The organism is Streptomyces sp. 147326 (assembly GCF_045000215.1).
GTDB lineage: Bacteria > Actinomycetota > Actinomycetes > Streptomycetales > Streptomycetaceae > Streptomyces.
The window spans coordinates 908,832-935,666 of the sequence record NZ_CP134201.1; the positions used below are offsets into that span (position 1 = coordinate 908,832).

Annotated in this window: 3 protein-coding genes (1 of these 3 cut by a window edge); all 3 read right to left on the reverse strand. The window is 76.1% G+C overall.

The annotated features are described in order from the left end of the window. Tightly spaced (each overlapping or abutting the next), the 3 genes in view from RIU97_RS04400 to RIU97_RS04410 form a layout consistent with a single transcriptional unit that may run on beyond the window. Positions 1-9,225 (reverse strand): SDR family NAD(P)-dependent oxidoreductase, encoded by a 9,225-nt coding sequence (locus RIU97_RS04400; protein WP_404953439.1) that lies wholly within the window; start codon positions 9,223-9,225, stop codon positions 1-3. Further along, entirely contained in the window at positions 9,222-16,271 is a 7,050-nt protein-coding gene (locus tag RIU97_RS04405; protein ID WP_404953440.1) for an SDR family NAD(P)-dependent oxidoreductase, read from the reverse strand. Before RIU97_RS04405 ends, RIU97_RS04400 begins: the two co-directional genes overlap by 4 nt. Then, positions 16,268-26,835: the 3' portion of an SDR family NAD(P)-dependent oxidoreductase gene (locus tag RIU97_RS04410; protein ID WP_404953441.1), read on the reverse strand. The gene runs 9,094 nt beyond the window's last position; only the last 10,568 of its 19,662 coding nucleotides appear in the window; the start codon falls outside the window, past its right edge — the gene reads right to left on this strand; it ends in the stop codon at positions 16,268-16,270. The genes RIU97_RS04405 and RIU97_RS04410 overlap by 4 nt, the downstream gene beginning before the upstream one ends.

Below are 26,835 nucleotides of genomic sequence, written 5' to 3' on the forward strand. Positions count from 1 at the left end.
TCAGGCGCAGGTCGCGCTCAGCTGCTCGACCACGAGGTCGGCCAGCACCTGCGGTGTCGGGCACTCGTAGAGGAGGTCCGCGGGCCACTCCAGGCCGGTCAACCGGGTCAGGTGGTCGCGCAGTTCGAGCGCGGTGACCGAGGTCAGGCCCATGTCGAAGAACTCGCCCTCGGCGTCGATCTCGGACGCGGACTCGTACCCGAGCACGGCGGCCGCCAGGCCCCGTACACCGCTGAGCACGACCTCCGCCCACTCTGCGCGCGGGAGTCCCGCGAGGGCGGCCCGGAGTTCGAAGTGCTGGGGCTGCGGACCGTCGGCCTCGGACTCCGCTTCGGACTCCGGCTCGGGCTCCGGCGTCGGGGCCGCCGGCTCTTCCCTGGCCTCTTCCATGGCCTCTTCGGGCTCCGTGGCCCCTTCCGGCTCCGCGGCCGGCGCGGGCCGCGTCACGGGCGCGGCGTCCAGGAGGCGTACGGCCGTCTCCTCGGTGGACATGGCCCGCCACAGCCCGCTCACCGCAGCCCTCGGGTCGAGGTCGGGGTGGACCGCCACGGCGAGCGGGGCACCCGCTTCCCGCACGGTCTCCCCCACGGACACGACGGCCACCAGCGGCGCCGCCACGTCCTCGAACCCGCTGCCGGCCCGGACGATCGCCGCCGCGAGCCGTACGGTCCCCTGCGCATCCCCGAACTCCAGGGCGCCGGACGGGCGGTCGGCACCGCCGGCCACCAGGCAGCGCGCCCCCGACGCGAGCACGGCGTCGACGGTCGCCGCGGTGAGCGCGTCCGCCGGGCCGGCCACCAGGACGTCCCCCTCGGGACGCCACGCGCCGGTCCGGCCCAGCGGCTCGTAGGCGCGTACGAACATGCCGTCCGGCTCGATCCGGGTCTCCCGGTACCCCTCGGCGACGGCCGCGCACAGGCGGCCGCGCGCGGGTGCGTCGAACTCCTTCGGAAGGGTCACGGCGTGGTCGCAGGCGGGCACCACGCCGCCGCCGTCGACGAGGGCCCACCGGGGCACCCCCGCCTCGGCGACCGGTTCGGTCCCGGGCAGGGCCACCACGAGGTCCGGGCGCCCGGCACCGCCCGAGCGGACCCGGGCTCCGTGCCGGACCAGGGCGCCCGCGACCGCGTCGGCCAGCTCCTCGCCGCTGGTGGAGGGGGCGAGCAGCAGGACGTCGTACGCGAGCTCGGGGGCGGGACCGTCCGGCACCCGCTGCCACCGTGCCGCCTCCAGGACCGTCGCCCCCGCTCCGGAGCGCAGCCGGCCGAGGGCGTCGAGCACCTGCGCCGGTGTCTCGTCGCCCCGCAGGTTCAGCAGGTCGAGGGCGGCGCCGAGGTCGGCACTGTCGACGGCCGACCAGAACGGATCGAGCACGGGCGCCCGCTCCCCCGCCTCACGTACGGGTACGGGCGCGGGAGCGGCCTGCGCCACGGCGGCCGGTTCGGGCCAGTAACGGCGGTCCTGGAAGGCGTACTTCGGAAGCCGTACCCGGCTCGTCGGCCGGCCGGCGTGGACGGCCGACCAGTCGGCCTCCACTCCGTGGGTGTGCAGGAGCCCCAGGGCCTCGACGGCGGTGCGCACGTCGTCGCGGTCGCGGCGCAGCAGCGAGACGGGGCGCACCGGGTGGCCGGGCAGGCACGTTTCGACGGCCGGCGCGAGGACGGTGTCGGGCCCCAGTTCCAGGAAGGCCGTGGCTCCGTTGTCGTGGGCCTCGCGGACCGCGTCGAAGAAGCGCACGGGGCCGCGCAGTTGGTCCACCCAGTAGTCGGGGGTGTCCATCGGGTGTGCGGTGCGGACGGTGGAGACGACCGGGATCGCGGGCCGTCCGAAGCGGACCCCGGCGGCGGCCGCCCGGAAGTCGGCGAGCGCCGGGTCCACGCGGGGCGAGTGGAAGGCGACGTCCACGTGCAGCCGGCGCGTGCGGTGCCCTCGCTCCGAGAGTTCCCGGGCCGCGGAGAGGACCTCCTCCTCGTCCCCGGACAGGACGACGGACCGGGGTCCGTTGACGGCGGCGACGCCCACGCGGTCGGCGCGGCCCTCCAGGACGGCGAGGACTTCCTCCTCCGTCGCCCGTACCGCCACCATGGCTCCCCCTGCGGGCAGTTCGCCGAGGACGCGGCCGCGGGCGGCGACGAGGGCGGCGGCGTCGGCGAGGGGCATCAGGCCCGAGACGCAGGCCGCCGAGAGCTCGCCGATGGAGTGCCCGATCAGGGAGTCGGGGGTGACGCCCCAGCTCGACAGCAGCCGGAACTGGGCCACTTGGAGGGCGAAGAGGGCCGGCTGGGTGTACTCGGTGCGGTCCAGCAGGCCCTCCCGCCCGAAGACCGCTTCGCGCAGCGGGGTGTCGAGCCGGAAGTGCGCGGACACCTCGTCGAAGGTCTGCGCGTACACGGGGAAGGTCTCGTACAGGCCCCTTCCCATCGCGGGGAGCTGGCTGCCCTGCCCGGTGAAGAGCAGGGTGAGCCGCTGCCCGACGGCCCGGGCCCGGTGCAGGCCGTCGGCCGTGCCGTCGGAGGCCAGGGCCGTGAGGGCGGCGCGCCGCTGCTGTGCGTCGGCGCCGGTCACCATGGCCCGGTGGCGGTGGGCGGCCCGGGTGGTGGACAGGGCCCGCGCCACGGCGGGGAGGTCGGAGGTGTCCGACTCCAGCAGTCGCCGGGCCTGGCCGCGCAGGGCCTGCTCGGAGCGCGCCGACAGCAGCCAGGGCACGCCGTCCAGGGCGGGCAGCGGCTCCGGGGTGTCCTCGGAGCCCGGTGCCTGCTCGATCAGCACGTGCACGTTGGTGCCGCTGATGCCGAAGGAGGAGACTCCCATGCGGCGCGGCCCGGTCTCCTCGGGCCATGGCTGCGCCCGGTCCAGCAGGGCGATGTCGCCGGCGGTCCAGTCGACGTGCGGGGAGGGCTCGTCGATGTGCAGGCTCCGGGGCAGCAGTCCGTTGCGGATGGACAGGACCGCCTTGATCACTCCCGCGATGCCGGCGGCCGCCTGGACGTGGCCCACGTTGGATTTGAGCGAGCCGAGCAGCAGCGGGGCCGGCCGGTCCTGGCCGTAGACCGCGAGGAGCGCCTGCGCCTCGATGGGGTCGCCGAGGGCCGTGCCGGTGCCGTGCGCCTCGACGGCGGCGACGTCGGCGGGGAGCAGGCCGGCCGCGGCGAGCGCCGCGCGCATCACCTTCTCCTGAGCCGCGCCGTTGGGGGCGGTGAGGCCGTTGCTGGCGCCGTCGGAGTTGAGGGCGCTGCCGCGCAGTACGGCCAGCACCTCGTGGCCCTGGGCGCGGGCCCGGGAGAGGCGTTCGACGAGCACCACTCCGGCGCCCTCGCCCAGTGCGGTGCCGTCGGCCGCGGCGGCGAAGGGCTTGCACCGTCCGTCGGCGGCCAGACCGCGCTGGCGGCTGAACTCGACGAAGGGCACCGGTGTGGACAGCACGGTCACTCCGCCGGCGAGCGCGAGGTCGCACTCCCCCGCCCGGACCGCCTGGGCGGCGAGGTGCAGGGCGGTCAGCGAGGAGGAGCAGGCCGTGTCGACGGTGACGGTCGGGCCTTCCAGCCCATAGGTGTAGGCGACCCGTCCGGACAGGACGCCGCCGCCGACGCCCGGGGCGAGGAAGCCCTCGGCGGCGGCGTTCTCCAGGAGGCGGCCGTAGTCCTGGTACATGGCGCCGACGAACACACCCGTCCGGGTGCCGCGCAGCGAGGCCGGGTCGATGCCGGCGTCCTCGCACGCCTCCCAGACGGTCTCCAGCAGGATCCGCTGCTGCGGGTCCATCGCGACGGCCTCGCGGGGCGCCACCCCGAAGAAGGCGGCGTCGAAGGCGGTCGCGTCGGCCACGAAACCGCCGTGCCGGGTGTAGGTGGTGCCGGGGGCGGCCGGGTCGGCGTCGTAGAGGCGCTCCAGGGGCCATCCCCGGTCGTCGGGGAACGGGCCGATGCCGTCGCGTTCGGAGACCAGCATCTCCCAGAGGTCGTCGGGGGTGCGGACGCCGCCGGGGAGCCGGCATCCGAGGCCGACGAGGACGACGGGGTCGTCCGCGTCGGCGGCCGTGGCGCGGATCGCGGGAGCGGCCGCCGGGGCCGTGCCCGCGAGGAGTTCGTCCAGGTGGCGGGCGACCGCCGCGGGGTTGGGGTGGCTGAACACCAGGGTGGCCGGCAGGCGCAGGCCCGTGGCTCCGGCGAGGCGGTTGCGCAGTTCGACGGCGGCGAGCGAGCCGAAGCCGGCGTCCTTGAAGGCCCGGCCCGGGTCGACCGCCTCCGGCGAGGTGTGCCCGAGGACGGCGGCGGTGTGCCCGGCGACCAGGTCGAGCAGGGTGCGCAGGCGCTCGGGGCCGGTCTTCCCGGCGAGGCGGGCGGCCAGTTCGGAGACGGCGGCGCCGCCTCCGAGGGCTGCGGTACGGCGCGCCGGTTTCCCGGACAGGTCGCGCAGCGGCGCGGGGACGTCCTCGCCCTGTGCCCGCAGTGCGCCGGGGTCGAGCCGGATCGGGGCGAGCACCGGCTCGTCGGAGGCCAGGGCGGCGTCCAGGGCGGCGAGGGCGTCCGCGGTCGGGAGCGGGTGGAAGCCGGAACGGCCCAGGCGGGCCCGGTCGACGCCGTCCGTCATGCCGCTCGTGGCGTCCCACAGGCCCCAGGCCAGGGAGATCCCGGGCAGGCCCGCGGCGTGGCGGCGGCGGGCCAGGGCGTCGAGGCCGGCGTTGGCGGCGGCGTAGTTGGCCTGGCCGAGGCCGCCGAGGATGCCCACGGCCGAGGAGAACAGCACCAGGCGGGCCTGGGGCAGCAGTTCGTGGAGGTGGAGGGCGGCGTCGAGCTTCGCCCCGAGCACGTGGTCGAGGCGTTCGGCGGTCAGTCCGGTCACCAGGCCGTCGTCGAGGACGCCGGCGGCGTGGACGACGGTCGTGAAGGAGGCTCCGCCGGCGAGCACCGCGAGAGCGGCGCGGTCGGTGACGTCGCAGGCGACGGCCCGGACCTGTGCTCCGGCGCCGGTCAGTTCCTCCGTGAGGGCGGCCATGCCGGGTGCCTCGGAGCCGCGCCGGCCGGCCAGCACCAGGTCGCGTACGCCGTGTGCGTGGACGAGGTGCCGGGCGACGAGCTGCCCCAGGGTGCCGGAGGCACCGGTCACCAGGGTCCTGCCGAGCTCGCCGGTCTCGGCCGGAGCGGGGAGGGCGCGGACCAGCCGGGGTACGGTCGCGGTCCCGGACGTCAGGGTGAGCTGGGGTTCGTCCGTGGCGAGGGCGGCGGGGATCGCGGCGAGGGTGGTCCCGTCGAGGTCGGCGAGGTCCAGTACCCGGAAGCTGTCGGGGTGTTCGAGCTGGGCGGACCGTACGAGGCCCGCGACGGCGGCTTCCGCCACGTCCTCGTGGACCCGGCGGGTGACGAGGACGAGCGTGGACTCCGTGTGGCTCTCGTCCGCCAGCCAGTCGTGGACGAGGGCGAGCGCGCCGCGCACGGCCTCTCCGGGCCCGCCGGCCGGAGCGGGCACCAGGACGTGGCGCGCGGGGTCCTGGGTGGGCTGCTTGCCCAGCTGCCGGGCGAGTTCCGGGTCGCGTACGGCGTAGTCCTCGTGCGCGCCGCCGGGCAGGGCCCGGGTCACCCGGTCGGGGCGCAGCAGGTCGCCCCGGTCCGGGCGGCCGAGGGCGCCCGCCGGAAGCTCGCGGAGCACGAGGGTGTCGACGGAGGCGACGGGTGCCCCGGTGGGGTCGGTGAGGGTGAGGCGGACGGCGTCGGGGCCCGCGGCGGACAGGGTCACGCGTACGGTGTCGGCACCTGCGGCGTGGAAGCGCAGGCCCTGCCATTCGAAGGGCAGCGCGGGGCGGCGGCCGTCGCCGGTGGTGAGGAACCCGCCGAGGGCGACGGGGTGCAGGCACGCGTCGAGCAGGGCCGGGTGGAGGGTGAAGGCGCCGGCCTGGTCGGCGTCGGGCAGGGCGACCTCGGCGTGGAGGTCCCCGCCGCGTCCCCGCCACAGCGCCCGCAGGCCGCGGAAGGCCGGGCCGTAGGTCAGGCCCGCGTCCTCCAGGGTCGCGTAGAGGGCTTCGACGTCCTGGGGTTCGGCGCCGGGCGGCGGCCACGCGGTGGTGGCGGGGACCGGTGCGGCGGCGCCGGGCAGGAGCACGCCGGTGGCGTGCGTGGTCCAGTGGCCCGCCCCGGTGAGGGTGTGCAGGGTCAGTCCGCGCGAGCCGTCCTCGGCCGGGGCCGTGATGTCCACGCGCAGCCGGACGTCGCCCTCGTCGGGGAGGAGGACCGGTGTGAGCAGGGTGAGCTGGTCGACGGCGGCGCAGCCGGCCTCGTCCGCCGCCCGGGAGGCGAGTTCGGCGAGGGCCGCGCCCGGCAGGACCACCCGTCCTTCGACCGTGTGGTCGGCGAGCCAGGGCTGGGCGGCCAGGCCGAGCCGGCCGGTGAGCACCAGGCCCTCGGCGGCGGGCACGGCGGCGCGCAGGACGGGGTGGTCGACCTCGTCGAGGCCCAGGGCGCCCGCGCCGCCGGCGCCGGGGCCGGGGCGCAGCCAGTACGGCTCGGTGAGGAAGGTGGTGGTGGGCAGGTCGATCCGGCGGGCTTCGGGCCAGAGCGCGGACCAGTCGGGGCGTACGCCCTTCACGTACAGCTGGGCGACGGCGTACAGCAGTTGCTCGGGGCCGCCTTCGTCGCGGCGCAGGGTGTGGGCGACGGCGGTGTCGGTGCCGAGCGCGTCGACGGTCTCCTGTGCGCCGGTCGTGACCACCGGGTGGGGGCTGACCTCCAGCAGGGTGGTGCAGTCGCGCCGGACGAGGGCGGTGACGGCCTCGTCGAAGCGGACGGTCTCGCGCAGGTTCCGGTACCAGTAGTCGGCGTCGAAGGCGTCGGCGGCCTCGATCCAGCGGCCTTCCACGGAGGAGAAGAAGGGGACTTCGGGGGCGAGCGGCCTGACGGGGGCGAGGGCCTCCAGGACCTGTGCGCGGACGCCTTCCACGTGCGCGCTGTGCGAGGCGTAGTCCACGTCGACGCGCCGGGCCCGTACGCCGTCCTCCTCGCAGGCGGCGAGGAGTTCGTCGAGGGCGTCGGTGTCGCCGGAGACGACCACGGAGGCCGCGCCGTTGACGGCGGCCAGCGACAGCCTGCCGTCCCAGCGGCGGAGCCGGTCGCGTGCCTCGTCGGCGGGCAGCGCGAGGGACATCATGCCGCCGCGGCCCGAGAGGGTGGTCAGGGCCCGGCTGCGCAGGGCGACGACGCGGGCGGCGTCCTGGAGGGTGAGGGCGCCGGCCACGCAGGCGGCGGCGATCTCGCCCTGGCTGTGTCCGGCGACGGCGGCCGGGCGGACGCCGAGGGAGCGCCACACCTCGGCGAGGGCGACCATGACGGCGAACAGGGCGGGCTGGACGACGTCGACCCGGTCCAGGTCCTGTTCCCCGCGCAGGACGGCGGTCAGCTCGAAGTCCACGTAGGGGGCGAGGGCGCTCTCGCACTCGGCTATCCGTTCCCGGAACACCGCGTTGGTGTCCAGCAGCCGCACGGCCATGTCCCGCCACTGCGAACCCTGGCCGGGGAAGAGGAAGGCCACGCCGCCGCTCTGCCCGGTGGTCCCTTCGACGACGGTGGGCGAGGGCCGGCCGGCGGCCAGGTCGTCCAGTGCGGCGAGGAGTTCGGCCCGGTCGCCGCCGAGGACGACCGCGCGGTGCTCGTGGGAGGCGCGGGTGGTGGCCAGGGAGAGGGCCACGTCCTCGGGGCGCGGTTCGTGCGGGTGCCCGGTCAGGAAGGCGGTGAGGGTGGCGGCCTGGGCGCGCAGTGCGGCGCCGGAGCGGGCGGACAGGGTCCAGGCCAGGGGGCCGGGCGCGGCGGGCGCCGTCGCGGGGCTTTCGGCGCTCGCGGGACTCATCGCCGCGTCCGCCGGCCGGTCGTCGTGCCGTTCGGCGGTCCGGTCGTCCACCGGCAGCGGAGGTTCCTCGAGGATCACGTGGGCGTTGGTGCCGCTGACCCCGAAGGAGGACACGGCCGCCCGGCGGGGTTCCGTCCCGGCGGGCCAGGGCGCGTCCTCGGTGAGGAGTTCCACGCCGCCCGCCGACCAGTCCACGTACGGGGTCGGGGCGTCGAGGTGCAGGGTCCGGGGCAGGATTCCGTGCCGCATCGCCATGACCATCTTGACGATCCCGGCGACGCCGGCGGCGGCCTGGGTGTGCCCCAGGTTGGACTTGACCGATCCCAGGCGCAGCGCCCGGGTGCGCTGCCTGCCGTAGGCGGCGAGCACGGCCTGGGCCTCCACCGGGTCCCCCAGGGGGGTGCCGGTGCCGTGTGCCTCCACGGCGTCGACCTGCTGGGGCGTCAGGCCGGCGTCGACGAGGGCCTCGCGGATGACGCGCTGCTGGGCGGGGCCGTTGGGCGCGGTGAGGCCGTTGCTGGCGCCGTCGGAGTTGACGGCGGTGCCCCGGACCACGGCGAGTACGCGGCGGCCGGCGGCCAGGGCGGTCGCGAGGCGTTCGACGACGATGACGCCGGCGCCCTCGGACCAGGCGGTGCCGTCCGCCGCGGCGGCGAAGGGCTTGCAGCGGCCGTCGGGGGCCAGGCCGCGCTGGCGGCTGAACTCCACGAAGGCGGCGGGGGTGGCCATCACCGTGGCCCCTCCGACGAGGGCCATGTCGCACTCGCCCCGGCGCAGGGACCGGACGGCCAGGTGGAGGGCGACGAGCGACGAGGAGCAGGCGGTGTCCACCGTGATGGCGGGGCCGCGCAGACCCAGCTGGTAGGCGACGCGGCCGGAGACGACGCTGCCGGCGCCCTGGGCGCCCGGGTAGTCGTGGTGCATGACGCCGGTGAACACGCCGGTGCGGCTGTCGCGCAGCGTGCTCGGGTCCAGGCCGGCGCGCTCGACGGCCTCCCAGGAGGTCTGAAGGATCAGCCGCTGCTGGGGGTCGGTGTGGAGCGCCTCCTTGGGCGAGATCCCGAAGAATCCCGCGTCGAACCGGGCGGCGCCGTGCAGGAATCCGCCCTCGCGGACGGTGGTCGTGCCCGGGTGGTCGGGGTCGGGGTGGTGGAGCGTGTCCAGGTCCCAGCCCCGGTCGCCGGGGAAGGGGGTGATCCCGTCCCGGCCCTCGGCGACGAGCGACCACAGGTCGTCGGGGGACTCGACGCCGCCCGGGTAGTGGCAGGCCATGCCGACGATGGCGACCGGCCCGGCGGAGCGCTCCTCCACGTCGCGCAGCCGCTGCCGCGTCGACTGCAGTTCCGCGGTCACCCGGCGCAGGTAGTCGCGGAGCTTGTCCTCGTTGGTCATCGGGAGCGTTCCTCCAGTCCCGGCAGCGGGCTGCCGAGCTCGGCGTCGATCAGGGCGAAGACCTCGTCGTCGGTCGCCGAGGCGAACGCGGTGACGGGTTCCGTCGCGGTGCGGGGTGTCAGGTGGTCGAGCAGGCCGCGGACGCGTTCCGCGGTGCGGTCGCGGGACACGTCGTCCGTGGCCGCCGCCGTGAGGGCGGCGGCCAGGCGGTCGAAGGCCGCGAACAGGGTCGGCAGGTCGGTCGCCTCGGACTCGCCGGCGAACCGCTCGTCGAGGTGGGTGACCAGATCGGCCGGGGTGGGGTGGTCGAAGACGAGCGTGGCCTCCAGCGACAGGCCGACGGCCGTGCCCAGCCGGTTGCGGAACTCGATGGAGCTCAGCGAGTCGAAGCCGAGTTCCTGGAAGGACCGGTCGGATTCGATCATGGTGGCGTCCGCGTAGCCGAGGACGGCCGCGGCCTGTCCCCGGACCAGCGCCGACAGCCTGGCGCGCCGCTCACCGGGATTGAGGCGGGCCAGGCCCGGGTCGGCGGCGGGGGATGCCGCCGGGGTCCGCACCAGGCTGCGCAGCACGTGCGGTACGGCGGCGGCCGGACCGCGCCCGAGCCGCAGGACGGTGACCGCCGGGTGCGGTCCGCCGAGGGCCGCGTCGAGCAGGCCGAGGGCCGCCCCGGTGGGGAGCGGTTCGATGCCGCCGCGGGCCAGGCGGTCCCGGTCGGCGGCCATGCCCTCGTCGAGCGCCCACGGCCCCCAGGCCACGGACACGGCCCGGCGGCCGGTTGCGGCGCGCCGCCGGGCGAGGGCGTCCAGGAAGGCGTTGGCGGCGGCGTAGTTGCCCTGCCCCGGGCCGCCCAGTACGCCCGCCACGGAGGAGAACAGCACCAGTTCGGCGTCGGGCAGCAGTTCGTCGAGGTGGGCGGCGCCCTCGGTCTTGGGCCGCAGCACCCGCTCCAGGCGCTCCGCGTCGAGGGCGGTGACCACCCCGTCGTCGAGCACTCCGGCGGCGTGCACGGCCATGGTCACCCGGCGGCCTGCCAGCAGGCTCTCCAGGGCGGCGCGATCGGCCACGTCACAGGCGGCCGCCTCGACCCGGGCGTCCAGCCCGGCCAGGCCTGCCGGGACCCTGCCGCTGCGGCTGACCAGCAGCAGGTCGCGTACGCCGTGCCGCTCCACGAGGTGGCGGACCACCGGTCCGGCGAGGGCGCCGCTCGCTCCGGTCACCAGGACGGTACCGTCCGGGCGCGGTTCGGGCGCCGGCGCCGCGGCCGGTACGCGGACCAGCCGGGCTCCCAGCACCCGGCCGTCGAACAGGCGCAGGTGCGGCTCGTCGGAACCGAGCGCGCGGTGCAGCAGCGCGAGGTCCTCGGCGTCCACGAGGCCGAAGCGGCCGGGGTGTTCGGACTGGGCGGAGCGCACCAGTCCCCAGGCCGTGGCCGTGGCCAGGCCGGGGGCGGTGGTGACGAGGACCAGCCGCGCGGACGCGAACCCCGGGCCGGCGAGCCACTGCTGGAGCAGGCCGAGCACCTCGGTGGTGAGGGCGCGGGCGGCCGGGGCCCCCTCGGCGGCGGCGGACGGGGCGGCCGGGACGGGCAGGACCACCACAGGCGGCACCTCCGTCAGGGCGTTCAGGTCCTCGGCCCGCACCAGCCTCGCCCCGGAAGCCTCCAGGGCGGCTCCGATCCCCTCCGGGTCCGGGCCGACGACCGCGTAGCGGGCCCCCGGTGACGGCTCGGGGGTTTCGACGGGCAGCCACTCCACATGGTGGAGCGGCTCGGCCGGAGCGTCTGCCCGGCGCAGCACCACCGAGTCGACGGAGGCCACGGGCGCGCCCGCGTGGTCCGTGAGGAGGAGCTCGACCGCGTCGGCCCGGTGGTGGACCACCCGTACCCGGGCGGCGGTCGCCCCGGGGGCGTGCACGCGTATGCCGGACCAGGCGAACGGCAGGTAGGGGCTGTCCCCGTCGAGGGCCGAGGTGAGGGCCACCGTGTGCAGGGCGGCGTCGAGGAGCACCGGGTGCAGCGCGTGCGCCCCGGGATCGCCGTCGGTGACGCCCTCGGGCACGGCGACCTCCGCGAAGACGGCGTCGGCGGTGCGCCAGGCGCGGCGCAGGCCCCGGAAGGCGGGCCCGTACCCCGTGAGCGTCTCGTAGAGGCGGGTGACGTCGAGTTCCTCGGCGTCACCGGGCAGGGCAGGGGCGGCCGGGGGCTCCTCGGGCGCGGGGGCGAGGACGCCGGTGACGTGGCCCGTCCAGCCGCCGTCCCCGGTGCGGGCGTGGATCCGGAAGGCCCGCGTCCCGTCGGGCTCGGCGAGGTCCACCACGAGGCGCAGGTCGGCCTCGCCCGATGCCAGCGGTGTGTGGGTGACGAGTTCGGCGATCCGGGGGCAGTGCAGCCGGGCTCCCGCCCGGAGGGCCAGGTCGACGAAGTACGTTCCGGGAACCAGTACGACGCCGTCCACGGTGTGGTCGGCCAGCCAGGGCCGCTCCGCCGTGGAGATCCGCGTGCTGAACACGTGTCCGTCCGGCAGGTCGACCTCTTCGGCCAAGCCCGGGGAACTCCCGGACGGGGTGCGGGTGGTGTCGACCCAGTGGCGCTCGCGGGCGAACGGATAGCCGGGCAGCGAGAGCCGCCGCGGCCGGTCGGGCACGGGCAGGCTGATCGCGGAGCCCTCGACCCAGGCCCGGGCCAGCTCGCGCAGGTCGTCGCCGTGGGCCGGTGCGGCGGAGCGGCGCCTGCGGCCGCGGTACTGCCCCGTGCCGGTGCGGAGCGCGTCGGCGAACTCGGCCGTCGTCGTGGCGACGACGGCGAGCCGCTCGTCGAGGTGGTCGCGTCCGGACCAGAGCGTGAAGGCGAGCGCCGCCGGGTCCACGCCGGTGCCGGTGCCGGTGCCGGTGAGGCGGCGCGTCAGCTCGGCCGGGGTCGTCCCCCCGTCGACGTGGAGCCGGACGCCGAACTCCTCCTCGACGCGCCGGGCGAGGCGGGACAGGCGCGGGTAGTCGAGGCCGAGTTCCGCGAAGGGTTCACCGGGATCGACGGGGAAGCCCACGACCTCGGTCAGGATCCGCTCCAGGGCGTCGGGGTCCGCGCCCCGGCCGGCCCGGTCCAGGTGCGCGAGCAGCCGCGCCACGCTCTCGTCGAGCCGGGTGGCGTCCTTCGCCGAGAGCACGAAGAGCCGGGGCCGGTCCTCTTCCGGGGTCTGCGGGCCCCGCGCGAGCGGGTGTTCGGCCAGCACCACGTGGGCGTTGGCGCCGCCCGCGCCGAAGGAGCTGATCGCCGCGGTGAGCGGAGCGTCCGCGGGCGGGTTCCAGGGCTCCAGGGTGCGCTGCACCCGGAATCGCGAACCCGCCCAGTCCACGGCCGGGTTGAGCGGCTCGGCGTGCAGGGAGGGCACCAGTTCGCGGTGGCGCATCTGGAGGACGACCTTGGTGAGCGCGGCGATGCCCGCCGCCGACTCCAGGTGGCCGATGTTCGACTTGACGGAGCCGATGGGCCAGGGCCCCCGGCCCGCGCCGACGGCGTCGAAGGCCCGCTCCAGGGCGGTGACCTCGATCGGGTCGCCCAGGCTGGTGCCGGTGCCGTGGGCCTCCAGGTAGCCGAGGTCGGCAGGGTCCACTCCCGCCCCCGTGAGGGAGTCGCGGACGAGGGCGGCCTGCGAGGCCGGGTCGGGCACGGAGAACCCCCCGGTGTGACCGCCGTGGTTGAGGGCCGTACCGCGGATGACGGCGTGTACGTGGTCCCCGTCGCGCAGCGCGTCGCGCAGCGGCCTCAGCAGCACCACGCCGACGCCCTCGCCGGGCACGTAGCCGTCGCCGCCCTCGCCGAAGGCACGGCAGCGGCCGTCGGTGGAGAGGAAGGACGACTGGCTGAGCAGCAGGTACTTGTTGGGGTGGACGTGCAGGTTGACGCCTCCCGCGAGCGCGGCCTCGCACTCGCCGCGCCGGATCGCCTCGACGGCCAGGTGCAGCGCCGTCAGCGAGGAGGAGCACATGGTGTCGAGCGCGATGCTCGGCCCCTTGAGGTCGAGAAAGTAGGAGACGCGGTTGGCGATCGACGCGCTGAACGACGAGGGCACGAGGCCCGGTTCCTCGCGGACGCCGTGCAGTTGGTACTGGTTGTACATCACGCCCGCGAACACGCCGACGGCGCGGCCCCGCCAGGCGGAGGGGGCGTGTCCCGCCTCCTCGAAGGCGTGCCAGGCCTCCTGGAGGAACAGCCGCTCCTGCGGGTCGAGGACGGCGGCCTCGTTGGGCGAGATGTGGAAGAAGACGGCGTCGAACTCGTCGACGCCGTCGACGAATCCGCCCCAGCGGCCGTACGAGCGTCCGGGCACGCCCTTGGCGTCGCTGTGGATCGAGCGGTGGTCCCAGCGGTCGGCGGGCACCTCGGTGATGGCGTCACGGCCGGCCTTGAGGTTCTCCCAGAACTCGTCGAGCGTGCGGGCGCCCGGGTAGCGGCCGCTGATCCCCACGACGGCGATCGCGTCGTCCTCGTCACCGGTGACGGCGGAGTCCCCCGGCAGGGGGGGCGCGGGGGCGGTGACGGCGGTGACGGCCGCGGTCGGAACGGCGGGTGCCGGAACGGCCGCGGTCGGAACGGCGGGTGCCGGAACGGCCGCGGTCGGAACGGCGGGTGCCGGAACGGCGGGTGCCGGAACGGCGGGTGCCGGAACGGCGGGGGTGAACCGTTCGGTGATCTCGGCCGCCGAGCCCACGAGGGCCACCAGGTGCGGCCGGCCGCTGCCGACGGCCCGCAGCATGATGTCCACCGCGGTCGGGGTGTCCATGGCCTTGAGGCCCATCCGGCGCAGGGCCCGGTCGTCGAGCCGCATGCCTCCGTCCGACCAGCCGGGCCACCCGATCGACACGACCCCCGGCTTGCCCTCGGCGAAGGCGTCGAGGAAGGCGTTGGCGCACGCGTAGTCGGCCTGGCCCTGGTTCCCCCAGGCGGCCGCCGTGGACGAGCAGAGCACGAGGAAGTCCAGCCCCAGGTCCCGGGTGGCCTCGTACAGCAGCCGCGTGCCGGTGACCTTGGGCGCCAGGACGGCACGGACGTCCGCGGGGCTCTTGCCCGCGATCAGCCCGTCGCGCAGCACACCGGCTGCGTGCACCACCCCGTCCAGCGCGCCGAACCGGGAGAGCGCCAGGCCGACCACGCGGCGCACGTCCTCGGCGCGGGAGACGTCCGCGCCGACCACCTGCACCTCGGCTCCGAGGCCGGTCAGTTCGGCGCTCAGCGCGGCGGTCGCCGCGGAGTCGGCGGCCGTCCGTCCGCACAGCACGAGCCGGGCCCGCACGGTCCGCGCGAGGTGGCGGGCCAGGGACAGGCCCACGCCGCCGAGCCCGCCCGTGATCAGGTACACGCCCCGTTCGCGCAGCCGGGCCGGGTGGTCCGGGGCCGGGGCGGGCAGGATCTCGCGCACCGTGCGCCTGCCCTCTTCGTAGCGCACCTCCGCATCCGGTACGCCCGCCGCGAGCTCGGCCAGGGCATCGGCGCGCTCCGGGGAGCACACGACGGCGGCGCGTACACCGGGCTGCTCCCGGTGGAGCGTGCGCAGCAGACCCGTGACCGCCGAGGCCGCCGCGCCCAGGGGCAGGTGGCAGACGATCCGTACGGGGCCGCGCCGGTTGCGCAGCAGCGCGGCCGCGAAGCCGGTCAGGGCGACGGCCTCGCCCTCGACGTCCTGCGGATCGGCGGGGGTCCAGAGCACGTCGGAGGCGTCGTGCCCGGTGAGCAGGGCCGCCCAGTCGCGCGCGGTCCTCCCGTCGACGGTCAGGACGGAGGCGGGCGTCGGTGCCGGTACCGGTGCCGACGGCAGCGGCGCGTCACGCCAGCGGGGCTCGAACCAGACCACCTCGGCGGGCACGTCCTCGCGTACGTCCTGCTCCGGCGGTGCCCCGACGGCCCGGCCGGCCCCGCCCTCGGGCAGTGCGTACCCGCCCAGGTACGCGACGAGGGCCGCGAAGGAGCTGTGCTCGAAGAGCAGGGTGGGCGAGAAGTCGGTGCCGTACGCCCGCTCCAGGTCGGCGGCGATGCCCAGCAGCGCCGTCGAGTCCAGCCCCAGCTCGTAGAAGCCCGCCTCCTCGTCGAACTCGGCCCGGCCGAGCCGTTCGGCGAGCAGGCCGCGCACCAGGCTCTCGGAGGTCTCCCCGACGGGCACCGCCCCGGACGGCGCGGTCCCGGCCGGCTCCGCCGTGCGCGGGGAGCCGTCCAGCCGGGTGATGGCGTCCTCCTCCCGGACGCGCTTCGAGGTGAGGCCCCGCAGCCACAGCAGGACGCCGCCGTCGGCGTCGAGGAAGCGCAGGTCGCAGGTGGTCAGATCGCCGGCCGGGCCGGTGGCGCGGGGCGGGGTGGCGTGCACCAGGGTGCGGTCCCCGACCGGACCCCGGGCCCGGAAGGAGTCGATGAGCATCGGGATGTAGGGCCGGGCCGCCGGGCCGGCCCCGGCCGTGGCGAACTGCGTCGGCAGCAGCGTCGACGAGTCCAGCGCGGCCGGGTGCAGGTGGAAGTAGTCCGCGTACGCGGCGGCCTCCGGGCCCAGCGACAGGTCCGCGAGCAGCTCGTGGTCGCCTACGTGCAGGGTGCCCCGGGCGCGCATGAACTCCCCGTGCTCGATGCCGGTCTGGCGGACGAGCGCGTACAGGTCGGCCATGTCGGCCGTACGGGGCATGCCCGCGCGCAGGGCCGACAGGTCGACGGCCTCGGCCGGGAAGGGCACGTCCAGATGGAGCCGGCAGTCGAGGACCGGCTCGGTCTCGCCCGTGGGGCGGCGGGTTCCGGTGACGGAGACCCGGTGGCCGTCCGCGTCCGCCGTGAACTCCACCCGCAGCTCGGTGTCGAAGTCCGGGCCGGCGGCCACGGGGTTGCGGAACAGCACGCGGCGCAGCTCCACGCGGGAGGTGTCGACACCGCGGGCCCGCAGGATCCGGTAGATCATGTCGAGGAACGACACTCCGGGCAGGATGCGCGTGCCGTGCACGCGGTGGTCACGCAGCACCGGGTCGGTACCGCGCACCACCACGGAGCAGGTCAGGCCGTCCAACGGGTTCATTTCTTTCCTTCCGGCACGGCGGAGAACTCGAGCTCGAAGAACGGCGCGGGGGCCGGTGCGGGCGTTCGCGCGGGCGGTTGTACGGGGGTGTGCGCGGGCAGTCGTACGGCGGTGTGCGCGGGCTGGTCGAACCAGAAGCGCCGCCGCCGGTAGCGGGGCGGGTCCAGCGGTCCGCGCGCGGGGACGTGGGCTTCGGGTGCCTGGCGCACCACCATGTGGGCGTTGGTGCCGCCGAACCCGAAGGAGCTGACGGCGGCCCGGCGCGTGCCGTCGCGGCCCGTGAACCCGCGCGGTTCCCGTACGGGGAACAGCGGGGACTCCTCGAAGCGGAAACGGCGGTTGAGGGTCGCGCAGTGCAGTGTCGGCGGCAGCTGCGCGTGGTGGACCGACAGCAGGACCTTGATCAGTCCGGCCATCCCGGCCGCGCTGAGGGTGTGTCCGATGTTGGTCTTCACGCTGCCGACGCCGCAGAAGCCGACCTCGTCGGTGCGGGCGCGGAAGGCCTCGGTGAGCGCCTTCAGTTCCATCGGGTCACCGATCATGGTGCCGGTGCCGTGGGCCTCTACGTAGCCCAGCTGGGCCGGGGAGACACCGGCGTCGGCCAGGGCCGCCTCGATCACCTCCCGCTGTGCGCGCGGGTTCGGTGTCGTGATGCCCATGGTGCGGCCGTCGTTGTTGACGGCGCTGCCCTCGATCACCGCGTAGATCCGGTCGCCGTCGCGCACGGCGTCGGACAGCCGCTTGAGCAGCAGCGTGCCGGCGCCCTCGCCGAGGACGATGCCGTCGGCCCGCTCGTCGAACGTGTGGCAGCGCCCCGTGGGTGACAGTGCGCCCGCCCCGCTCATCCCGACGAAGGGCACCTCGTCGAGGAGGATGTCGACCCCGGTCGCGAAGGCCAGGTCGCACTCCCCGGACCGCAGGCCGGAGGCGGCCATGTGCACGGCGACCAGCGCGCTGGAGCAGGCCGTGTCGACGACGACGGACGGTCCTCGCAGGTCGAGGTGGTGGGACAGCTGCGCGGCGATGAAGTTCTGCGCCATTCCGCTGATCGAGTGCGGACCGGCGGCGGCGACGTGCGCGCCGAAGTTCGCCGCACGGGCGCCCGCGAAGACGCCCACGCGCCGGCCCGCGACCTCCTCGGGGGTGAGTCCGGCGTCGGCCAGGCATTCCACGCCGGTCTCCAGGACCTGCCGGACCAGGGGGTCGACGTGCGCGGCCCCGGCCGGGTCGATCCGGAAGTGTTCCGGGTCGAAGTCCTCGATGGCATCGAGGAAGCCGCCCCACTTGCTGACGGTGGTGCCGGGCTGGGGATCGGGCCGCCAGAAGCGGTCCTTGTCCCAGCGGGAGGGCGGCACCTCCGTGACGGAGTCCGTCGCGGACATCAGGTTCCGCCAGAACGTCCCGTGGTCGGGGGCGCCGGGGAAGTGGGCGGCGATGCCGATGACGGCGATGTCCTCACGCCGTGCGGCCGCTCCGGCGGCGGGAGCGACGCCGGACGCAACGGCCGCGGCCGGGGCGGCGACCTCGGCAAGGGCCGGGGCGGTGACCTCGGCAAGGGCCGGCGGGGCGGCGGGCGCGATGGCCGGGCCGGCGTCCTGCGAAGGGGCCGCGAGGTCCGGCACCTGGTCGCGCAGGGCCTCGGCGAGGAGGGCCACGGTCGGGTTCTCCAGGATGGTCGAGGGCTCCGCGACGACGCCGAGCTCCCGCTCCAGCGCGGCGAGGATCTGGGCGATCATGATCGAGTCCACGCCCAGGTCGGCGAAGTCCTCGTCCCCTCCGATCGCCCCGGGGTCCAGCCGGAGCGTCGAGGCGATGACCCCGGTCACGCGGCGGACGAGGCCGTGGGCGGCCGGTACCCCGCGCGGGGAGGCCGACGGAGCCGGCGCGGGCGCCGTCCCGTCCGGCCGGCCCGGCGCGGGCACGGCCAGCAGCCGGGCGGCGTCGAAGCGTCCGGTGTCCACGACGCAGGGCAGCACGACCGGGTCGGGACCGCTCATGGCGCGGTCCAGCAGGTCCAGTCCCGCCTCGGGGGCCAGGGTGCGCAGGCCGAGGTCCCGGTAGGCCGGGGTGTCGACCTCGGGCATGCCCGCTGCCCGCCAGCTCGGCCACTGCAGCGACCGGACGACGGGGGCAGAGGCACCGCCGGTGGCGGTGCGGTACTCGGCGACGCGGTCCAGCACGGAGTTGGCCAGCGCGTAGTCGCTGAGGCCCACGGCCAGCGCGGGCACGCCGCCCGCGACGGACGAGTACAGCACGACGAAGCGCAGCGGGTCGCCGGCGCAGCCGTCCAGGACGGCCTGGAGCCCCACGGTCTTCGGTTCCAGGACCCGTTGCACGTCTTCGGTCCGCTTGCCGATGAAGGCCGGGTCGCGCATGACGCCGAGTCCGGCGCAGTGCACGATGCCGACGATCGGGCCCATCTCGCGCCGGGCGCGGTCGAGCACCTCGGCGATCCCGTCCAGCGGGCCGGTCTCGAACACCACCCGGACCCCGGGGCGTTCCAGGGCCGCGAGGTCGCGCAGCCTGGCCGCGAGGGCCGGGTCGGTGCCGGGGTCCGCGAGGAGGGCGGGCCACTCGGTGCGGGCGGGCAGCGGGGTGCGGCCGAGGAGCACGAGCCGGTCGGCGCCCCGCTCGACGAGCCGGGCCGCGAGCAGCCGGCCCAGCGCGCCCGTCCCTCCGGTGATCACGACGGTCCGGCCGGCCAGGTCCGCGGACCAGTCGGCGGAGGCGGGTGCCCCGTCGGCGGGGCGCAGCACCGGACGGTGCCGTACGCCCGCCCGTACGCAGGCCTCGGTGACCGGGTCGGTCGCCGCGAGTTCGGCGGCGGCCGCCTCGCGCAGCGCGGCCGGCTCCAGGGTGTCGAGGTCGAGGGTGCGGGCGGACAGGCCGCGGTACTCGGCCGTGAGCATCCGGACGAGGCCCGCGTAGGCCGCGCCGCGCAGCGTGGGCCGCTCGGTCCGGAAGGTGGTGAGCCCCCGGGTCAGGTGGAGGTAGGTGAAGCCGCGGGTGCGGTTCTCGGTGACCAGCTCGCGCAGGAGCGCGATCCGCGACCAGTCCGCGTCCGGCGTGGTGAGCGGCGCGTCCGACACGTCGGCCAGGTCGATCACGGCCGTCGCGAGGCGGGCCGCTTCGGCGATCCGCCGTGCGGCGTCCTCGTCGCCGTCGTCCACGCGGACCACGGTGGCGGCGGGGCCGAAGGCCCTCGTGGCGAGGGGCTCGTTCTCGGCGCGGGCCAGCACCAGGATCGCGGCGGGCAGTTCGGCGGGGGGCAGCGGAGCGGCCTCCCACCGCTTGACCAGGAGCAGGGAGGAGTCCTGCGGGGCGGACGCGCCCCCGGTGGCGGCCGGCGTCGTGAGCCAGTGCCGCTCGCGGGCGAACGGGTAGGTCGGCATGGACGCCGGCTGCGGCCGGTCGGTGCGCAGCACGGCCCAGTCGATGTCGGCGCCGTCCTGCCAGAGCCGCGCGAGCCGGTCGAGCCGTCCCTCCCTGACCAGACGGGCGAGGTACTCGGCGCCCTCCGGTTCGGACAGCCAGGCGTGGTCGCCGTCCGTACCGGCATGGGCCTGCTCGGCCGCGAGGTGGCCGGCCAGCTGCTCGCGCAGGTCGCGGGTGGAGCGGGCGACCACCGCGAGCCGGGCGGCCATGGGGACGCGGGCGACCTGGGAGGTGTACGCGAGTGAGGCGAGCGACGGCGCGGGCACGTCCGTGCCGCTGCCGCTGCCATTTTCCGCGTCCGCGTCGAGGAACTCCACCATCGCGGCGGCGTACCGGCGCAGGGCGGCTTCGTCCCTGCCGGACAGCAGGAACACCTCCTCGGCGTCGTCCCGCAGCGGGGCCGGCGGCGTGGTGGCGGGTGCCTCTTCCAGGACGACGTGCGCGTTGACGCCGCCGAAGCCGAAGGAGCTGACGCCCGCGCGCAGCGGCAGGGGCGCGCCGTCGGCGTCCGTGGGCGCCCACGGGGTCGTCTCCCGTACGGGCCGGAACGGCGTACCGGTGAGGTCGATCAGCGGGTTGAGGGTGTGGAGGTGCAGCGTCTTCGGCAGGGTGCGGTGCCGCATCGCCAGCACCACCTTGATGACTCCGGCGACGCCTGCGGCGGGCTCCAGGTGTCCGATGTTGCTCTTCACGGTGCCGATGCCGCAGGGCGTGGCGGGTCCGTCGGCCAGGGTCCGGTGGGCCCGGACGAGGCCGTCGATCTCCACCGGGTCGCCGAGCGAGGTGCCGGTGCCGTGGAGTTCGGTGTAGGACACCGTCCCGACCGGTACCCCCGCGTCCCGGTAGGCCTCGACGAGCAGGGCGGCCTGGGCCAGCGGATTGGGGGCGGTCAGCGAGGAGGCGTGCCCGCCGTGGCCGACCGCGCTGCCGCGGATCACCGCGTGCACCCGGTCGCCGTCGGCGAGGGCGCGGGAGAGCGGCTTGAGGACGAGTACGCCCACGCCCTCCCCCTTGACGTACCCGTCGGCCGTCGCGTCCAGGGCCTTGCAGCGGCCGTCCGGGGAGAGCACCCCGAGCTGGTTCCCGGCCACCACCGTCTGCGGCGAGAGCACCAGGCTCACGCCGCCGGCGACGGCGAGCTCGCTCTCCCCGGCGCGCAGGGCTCGGACGGCGCGGTGCAGCGCCACCAGGGAGCTGGAGCAGGCGGTGTCGATGCTCTCGCTCTGGCCCTTGAGGTCCAGCAGGTACGAGATGCGGTTGGCCAGGATGGTCCGCGCGAGCCCGGTGCCCGAGTGGGGGTTGACCTGCTCGCCGCGCAGGACCATCGACTCGTAGTCGTTGAACTGGACGCCGGCGAAGACGGAGACGCGGCGGCCGGCGAGCCGGTCGGCCCGGCAGCCCGCGTCCTCCAGGGCGGCCCAGGTGTGTTCGAGGAACAGCCGGTGCTGCGGGTCCATGACCTCCGCCTCGGCGGGCGAGATCTTGAAGAACCGCGCGTCGAACCGGTCGACGTCGCTCAGGAAACCGCCCCAGCGGGCGGTGCCGCCGAAGCGCCGGGACACCTCCTGCCAGTCCCAGCGGTCGGCGGGGGTCTCGGTGATCAGGTCCTCACCGTCCCTGAGGTGCCGCCAGAACTCCGCCAGGTCCTGCGAGCCCGGGAAGCATCCGGACATGCCGACGATGGCGACGGCGTCCTCCCGGGCCGGCGCGGTGGACGAAACGGCGGAAGGAGCGGTGGAGAGGGTGGGGGCGGTGGCGGTGGCGGTGGCGGTGGAGACGGCTGTGGCGGTGGCGGTGGAGACGGCTGTGGCGGTGGCGGGCGTCCGGTTCCGTTCCACCAGGGAGGGGTGTTCCGCGAGCAGGTGCCGGGCGAGCCTCTCGACCGTGTTCTCGCCGAACAGGGTCGTCGTCGGCACCGAGACGCCGTATCGCTCCTCCAGTGCCACGGAGAGGGACTGCAGCCCGAAGGAGTCCAGTCCGTACTCCCCGAAGCCGGCCTCCGGGTCGAGCGCCTTCGGCGCCAGGCCCAGCAGTTCGGCGACGAGCTCCCGCAGCCGCTCGGTCAGATCGCCCGCGTGCACGGGAGCGGCGGGGGCGGCGGGAGAGGCAGGGGCGGCGGCAGGCGCCGGGGCGACCGGGCGGGGGCGGTGCCCGTGCTCCCGGATCCGCGTCGCCTCGACCTGCTCGCGCATCCGCTCGGGCGCTCCGGGCAGTACGGCGACCTGGGGGCGTCCCAGCCGCAGGGCGAGGTCGAGCAGCCGTTCGCCCTCCTCGGCCTCCAGGTAGCGGAAGCCCGTGTCGGCGAGGTAGCGGCGCTCGTCCTCGGCCTCCACGTGCATGCCTCCGGCACGCCACATGGGCCAGTCGACCGAGACCGTGTGCCCGCTGCGGCGGCCGGCCGTACGCAGCGCCGCGCGCTCCTCGGCGAACCCGTCGAGGTAGCGGGCGCCGACGGCGTAGTCGACCAGGCCGTAGTCGCCGAGCTGCCCGGCCAGCGAGGAGTACAGGACGAACAGGTCCAGCGGTTCGTCACGGGTCACGTCGTCGAGGACACGGGTGCCCTCGAAGCGGGCCCGCAGGTGGGAGCGGAACTCCGCGAGGTCCTTGCCGGGCAGTGGTGTGCGCGAGGCGGTCGCCGCCAGGTGGAAGACCCCGTGCAGGGCGCCCCACTTCTGCTTGACGTCCGCCACGACGCGGGCCATGGCGGCCTGGTCCTCCACGGACGCCTGGAAGTAGGCCACGTCGCCGAGGGCGCGCAGGCCGGCGAGTTCCCGGGCCCGGTCCGCGGCGGAGGACCGGCCGGTGAGGGCCACCCGGGCGCCGCGCGACAGCAGGGTACGGGCGAGCAGCAGCCCGAGGCCGCCGGCGCCGCCGGTCACCAGGTGGACGGCCCCCGGGCGCAGCGGGGACTCCGTGACGGGGCTCGGGTCGGTCTCCGTGAGCACGCGCACGGTGCGGGCGGTCGCGGAGAGGCGGACGGCTGCCGAGGAGAGCCGCTCGGCGGCCACCTCGGCGAGCAGGGCGGCCGGTTCGACCCGGCCGGCGACGCGTACGACGCCGAAGGCGGTGCCGGGCAGGGCGGCGCGCAGCGAGGTGTCGAACCCTCCCCAGGCCTCCGCCATGGCGCCCTCCGGCACCAGGGCCTGGATCCGCGCGGCGGCCCGGGAGGCCGTCATGGCGCGTACGAGCAGGAAGGCCGACTCGATGCCCAGGTCCGGGCGGTCGGGGTGGAGCAGCGGCCACTGGTGCACGATCCGGTCCGCGCCGGCGGCGAGCAGCCGGGCGTAGTCCTCGGCCTCGCCGGGGCGGATCGTGACGGTGGAGCCCTCGTCGGCGTACGCGGATCCGGCCCGTACGGTGACGGCACCGGGGACCGGCAGGTCGCCGAAGACCAGCACCCGGCCCGGGTGCGGGGCGGCGGGGGGCACGGGCTCGGCCACCCATTCGGCCGTGAACAGGCTGACGGGTGCCGGGCCGGCCGGGCCGTCGGCCGCCCGGGAGCCGGAGCCGGACTCGGGAGCGGACCCGGACGCGGACCCGGCGGCGTCCTGCGCCTCGGTCGCCGGGACGGTCGCGGTGGCCGTCGCCGGGACGGTCGCCTGGACGGTTGCCGGCGCGGCAGCCGCCGCGGGAGCGCCGTCGGTGAACCAGTACCGCTCGGCGGCGAAGGGGTACGGCGGCAGCGAACGCAGCTGCGGCGTCCGCTCCCACCGGGCGGACCAGTCGACCGTCGCGCCGCGCACCCACGCGGCGGCGGTCTCCTCGTCGCCCCGCCCGTCGAACGGCGCGCGGTCGGCGTGCCGTTCCACGCTCCCCTGGTGGATGCCGGCGAAGTCCCCGGCGAGGTAGCGGCGCAGGGTGTCCACCGCGTGCTCGCCCGAGTCCGCGACGAACGCGAGGCGTTCGGCGTGTTCGGTGCGGCCGGACTGGAGGGTGCGGGCGGTTCCGGCGAGGTCGTGCTCCCAGCCGTCCCGGGTGTCGACGAGGGAGCGGGCGGTGGCCCGCAGCCGCTCCGGGTCGCGGGCGGAGAGGACGAACACGGCCGGGCGGCCGGACGGCGCCGGTTCGTCGGCCGGGTACTCCTCCAGCACGACATGGGCGTTGACCCCGCCGTAGCCGAAGGAGCTGACCCCGGCGCGGCGCGGGACACCCGGCGCCACGGGCTTCCAGTCACGTGCCTCCACCGCGACCTCGCAGGCCGTGCCCTCCAGCGCCAGGTGGGGGTTGAGTTCCGGGCCGTGCGGGTCCCCGGTGATCCGGCCGTGGCGCATCGAGAGCAGGACGCGCAGCACGGCGGCGATGCCGGCCGCCGGCTCCAGGTGGCCGATGGTGTTCTTCAGGGCGCCTAGAGCGCAGTGCGGGGCGGCCGGAGCCGGGTGGCCCCAGTCGCGGTAGAGCTCGGCGAAGGCCTGGCGCAGGCCGTTGGTCTCGGCGGGGTCGCCGATGACCGTGCCGGTGCCGTGGGTCTCGACGTACCCGATGGTCGCCGGGTCCACGCCCGCCTCGCGGTGGGCCTTCACGATCACCTCGGCCTGGCCGCGCGGGTTGGGCGCGGTCAGCGAGTTGGAGCGGCCGCCGTGGTTGACGGCGGTGCCCCGCAGGACGGCGAGCACCGGGTTGCCGTCGGCGCGGGCGCGGCTGAGCCGCTTGAGCACGACGGCTCCGACGCCCTCGCCGCGCACGTACCCCGCGGCGTCCTTGTCGAAGGCCCGGCCCACGCCGTCGGGGCTGAGCATGCCGGCCCGTTCGAGGGAGGCGAAGGTGACCGGGGACAGCATGAGGCTGACGCCGCCCGCGATGACGGTGTCGCAGTGTCCGAGCCGCAGGGCCTCCGCCGCTCGGTGCAGGGCCACGAGCGAGCTGGAGCAGGCGGTGTCCACGGGTTCGCTGGGGCCGCGCAGGTCGAGGTGGTACGAGATGCGGTTGGCCAGCATGGAGGGGGTCAGGCCGGTCGAGGAGTAGGCGTCGGTGGCCGTGTCCGAACGCTGCACGAGCTCGGCGTACTCGGACGAGCCGACGCCGACGAACAGGCCGGTGTCGGTGCCGGCGAGGCGGGTCGGGTCGATGCCCGCGTCCTCCAGCGCCGACCACACCGTGCGCAGCAGCAGGCGCTGGCGGGGGTCCATCCAGCGGGCCTCGCGGGGCGAGATGCCGAAGAACAGCGGGTCGAAGCGGTCGATGTCCGGCATGAAGCCGCCCCGGGTGATCCGGGTCCGGTCGGGGTGCCGGGCCGGGTCCCCGTAGTGGGCGCGGCTGTCCCAGCGGTCGGCGGGCACTTCGGAGAAGAGGTCGCCGCCCTTCTGGAGGGCCGCCCAGAACTCGTCGAGGTTCCGTGCGCCGGGCAGGGTGCCCGCCATGCCGACGATCACGACGGGGTCGTCCTCGGCCGGCAGGTCCCCCGCGGGGTCGGCCGGCCGGGGCGGGGCGGTGTCCGGGTGCTCGTTCTCCAGCCACTCGGCGAGCGCGGAGGGGGTGGGGGTGGCGAGCAGCTGGTCGGGGCCGACGGGCACGCCGAAGGCGTTGGACACCTCGTCGGCGAGCCGGATCAGGCCGAGGGAGTCCAGGCCGTGCTCGTGGAAGGAGCCCGCCGGGTCGAGGTCGGCGGGGGCGTATCCGCTGACCGTGCCCAGCAGGGTCAGTACGGCGTCCCGGAGCCGAGTGCCCCGGGCGGGGACGTCCGCGGTCCCGGATGCCCTCGGGGCCACCGGGGCCGCGGAGGCCACCGGGGCGGCCGGGGTGACGGCGTCGATCCAGCAGCGGGTCCGCGCGAAGGGGTATCCGGGCAGGGACAGGGCCGGTACCGGACCGGGCCGGCCGGCCTCCCAGTCGAAGACCTCTCCCCCGGCCCAGCGGCGGGCGGTGTCGTGCGGATCTGCCGCGGAGGGGAGGGCCGCGGCCCCCGGCTCGGCCGTCACGACGCCGGTGTGGCCGCCGGGGCGCCCGTCGAGGAACGCGTCGAGCGCCTCGGCGAGTTCCCCCGCCGACCGTGCGACGACGGCGAACCGGTGGGCCATGGCCTCGCGGCCGGTCTGGAGGGTGCGGGCGAGCCGGACGAGGTCGACGCCGGCGCCGGCCCCGGCGCGGCCCGCGAGTTCGCGCAGGGTCGTGCCGCCGTGTACGGAACCCGCCCCGACCGAGTCGCCGAGGCCGATCAGCCGCACCATCGTGGCCGGGTCCAGGCCCAGTTCGTCGAGGGGTTCGTCCACCGCCGTGACGGGGACGCCGGCCGCGGCCGCGATGTCCCGGGGATCGGCACCGGCACCCGTCGAACCGAGCCAGGTCCGCATGCCCGCGACGACGCGGCGCAGTCCCTCCGCGTCCCGCGCGGAGAACGGGAAGACGTCCGCTCCCGCCGGGCCGTCGGGCCGCGGCTCCGGGGTCCGGTGCTCCTCGACCACGAGGTGGGCGTTGGAGCCGCCCGCGCCGAAGGCGCTGACGCCCGCGCGCAGGGGTCCGGAGCCCGTCCAGGGGGCGAGGTCGCGCTGCACCCGGAAGGGCACGGTGTTCCAGTCGACGGCCGGATTGAGGGTGTCCGCGTGCAGGGAGGGCGCCAGTTCACGGGCCTTCATCTGGAGCAGGACCTTCGTGAGGGCCGCGATGCCCGCGGCCGACTCCAGGTGGCCGACGGAGGACTTGACGGAGCCGAGCGCGACCGAGCCGGCCGGCAGGTCGCCGAAGGCCCGTACGAGTCCGGCGACTTCGGCCGGATCGCCCAGCGCGGTCCCGGTGCCGTGCGCCTCGACGTACGAGATCCCGTCGGCCGGCACTCCGGCCGTGCGCAGGGCCCGGGCGATGACCTCGCCCTGGGCGCCGGGGCTGGGCACGGCGAATCCGCCCGTCTTCCCGCCGTGGTTGACGGAGCTGCCGAGGATCACGCCGAGGATGCGGTCCCCGTCGCGCTCGGCCGCCGCCAGCGGCTTGAGCAGGACGGCGCCGACGCCCTCACCGGGCACCATGCCGTCGCCGTCCGCCGCGAAGCTGCGGCACCGCCCGCTCTCGCCGGTGAACCCGCCGGCCGCCAGCTGGCGGTACTTGCGCGGGTGCGGGGCGAGGTTGACGCCGCCGGCGAGCGCGTAGTCCGCCTGACCGGTCGCCAGGGCCTCGCAGGCGAGGTGGATGGCGGTGAGGG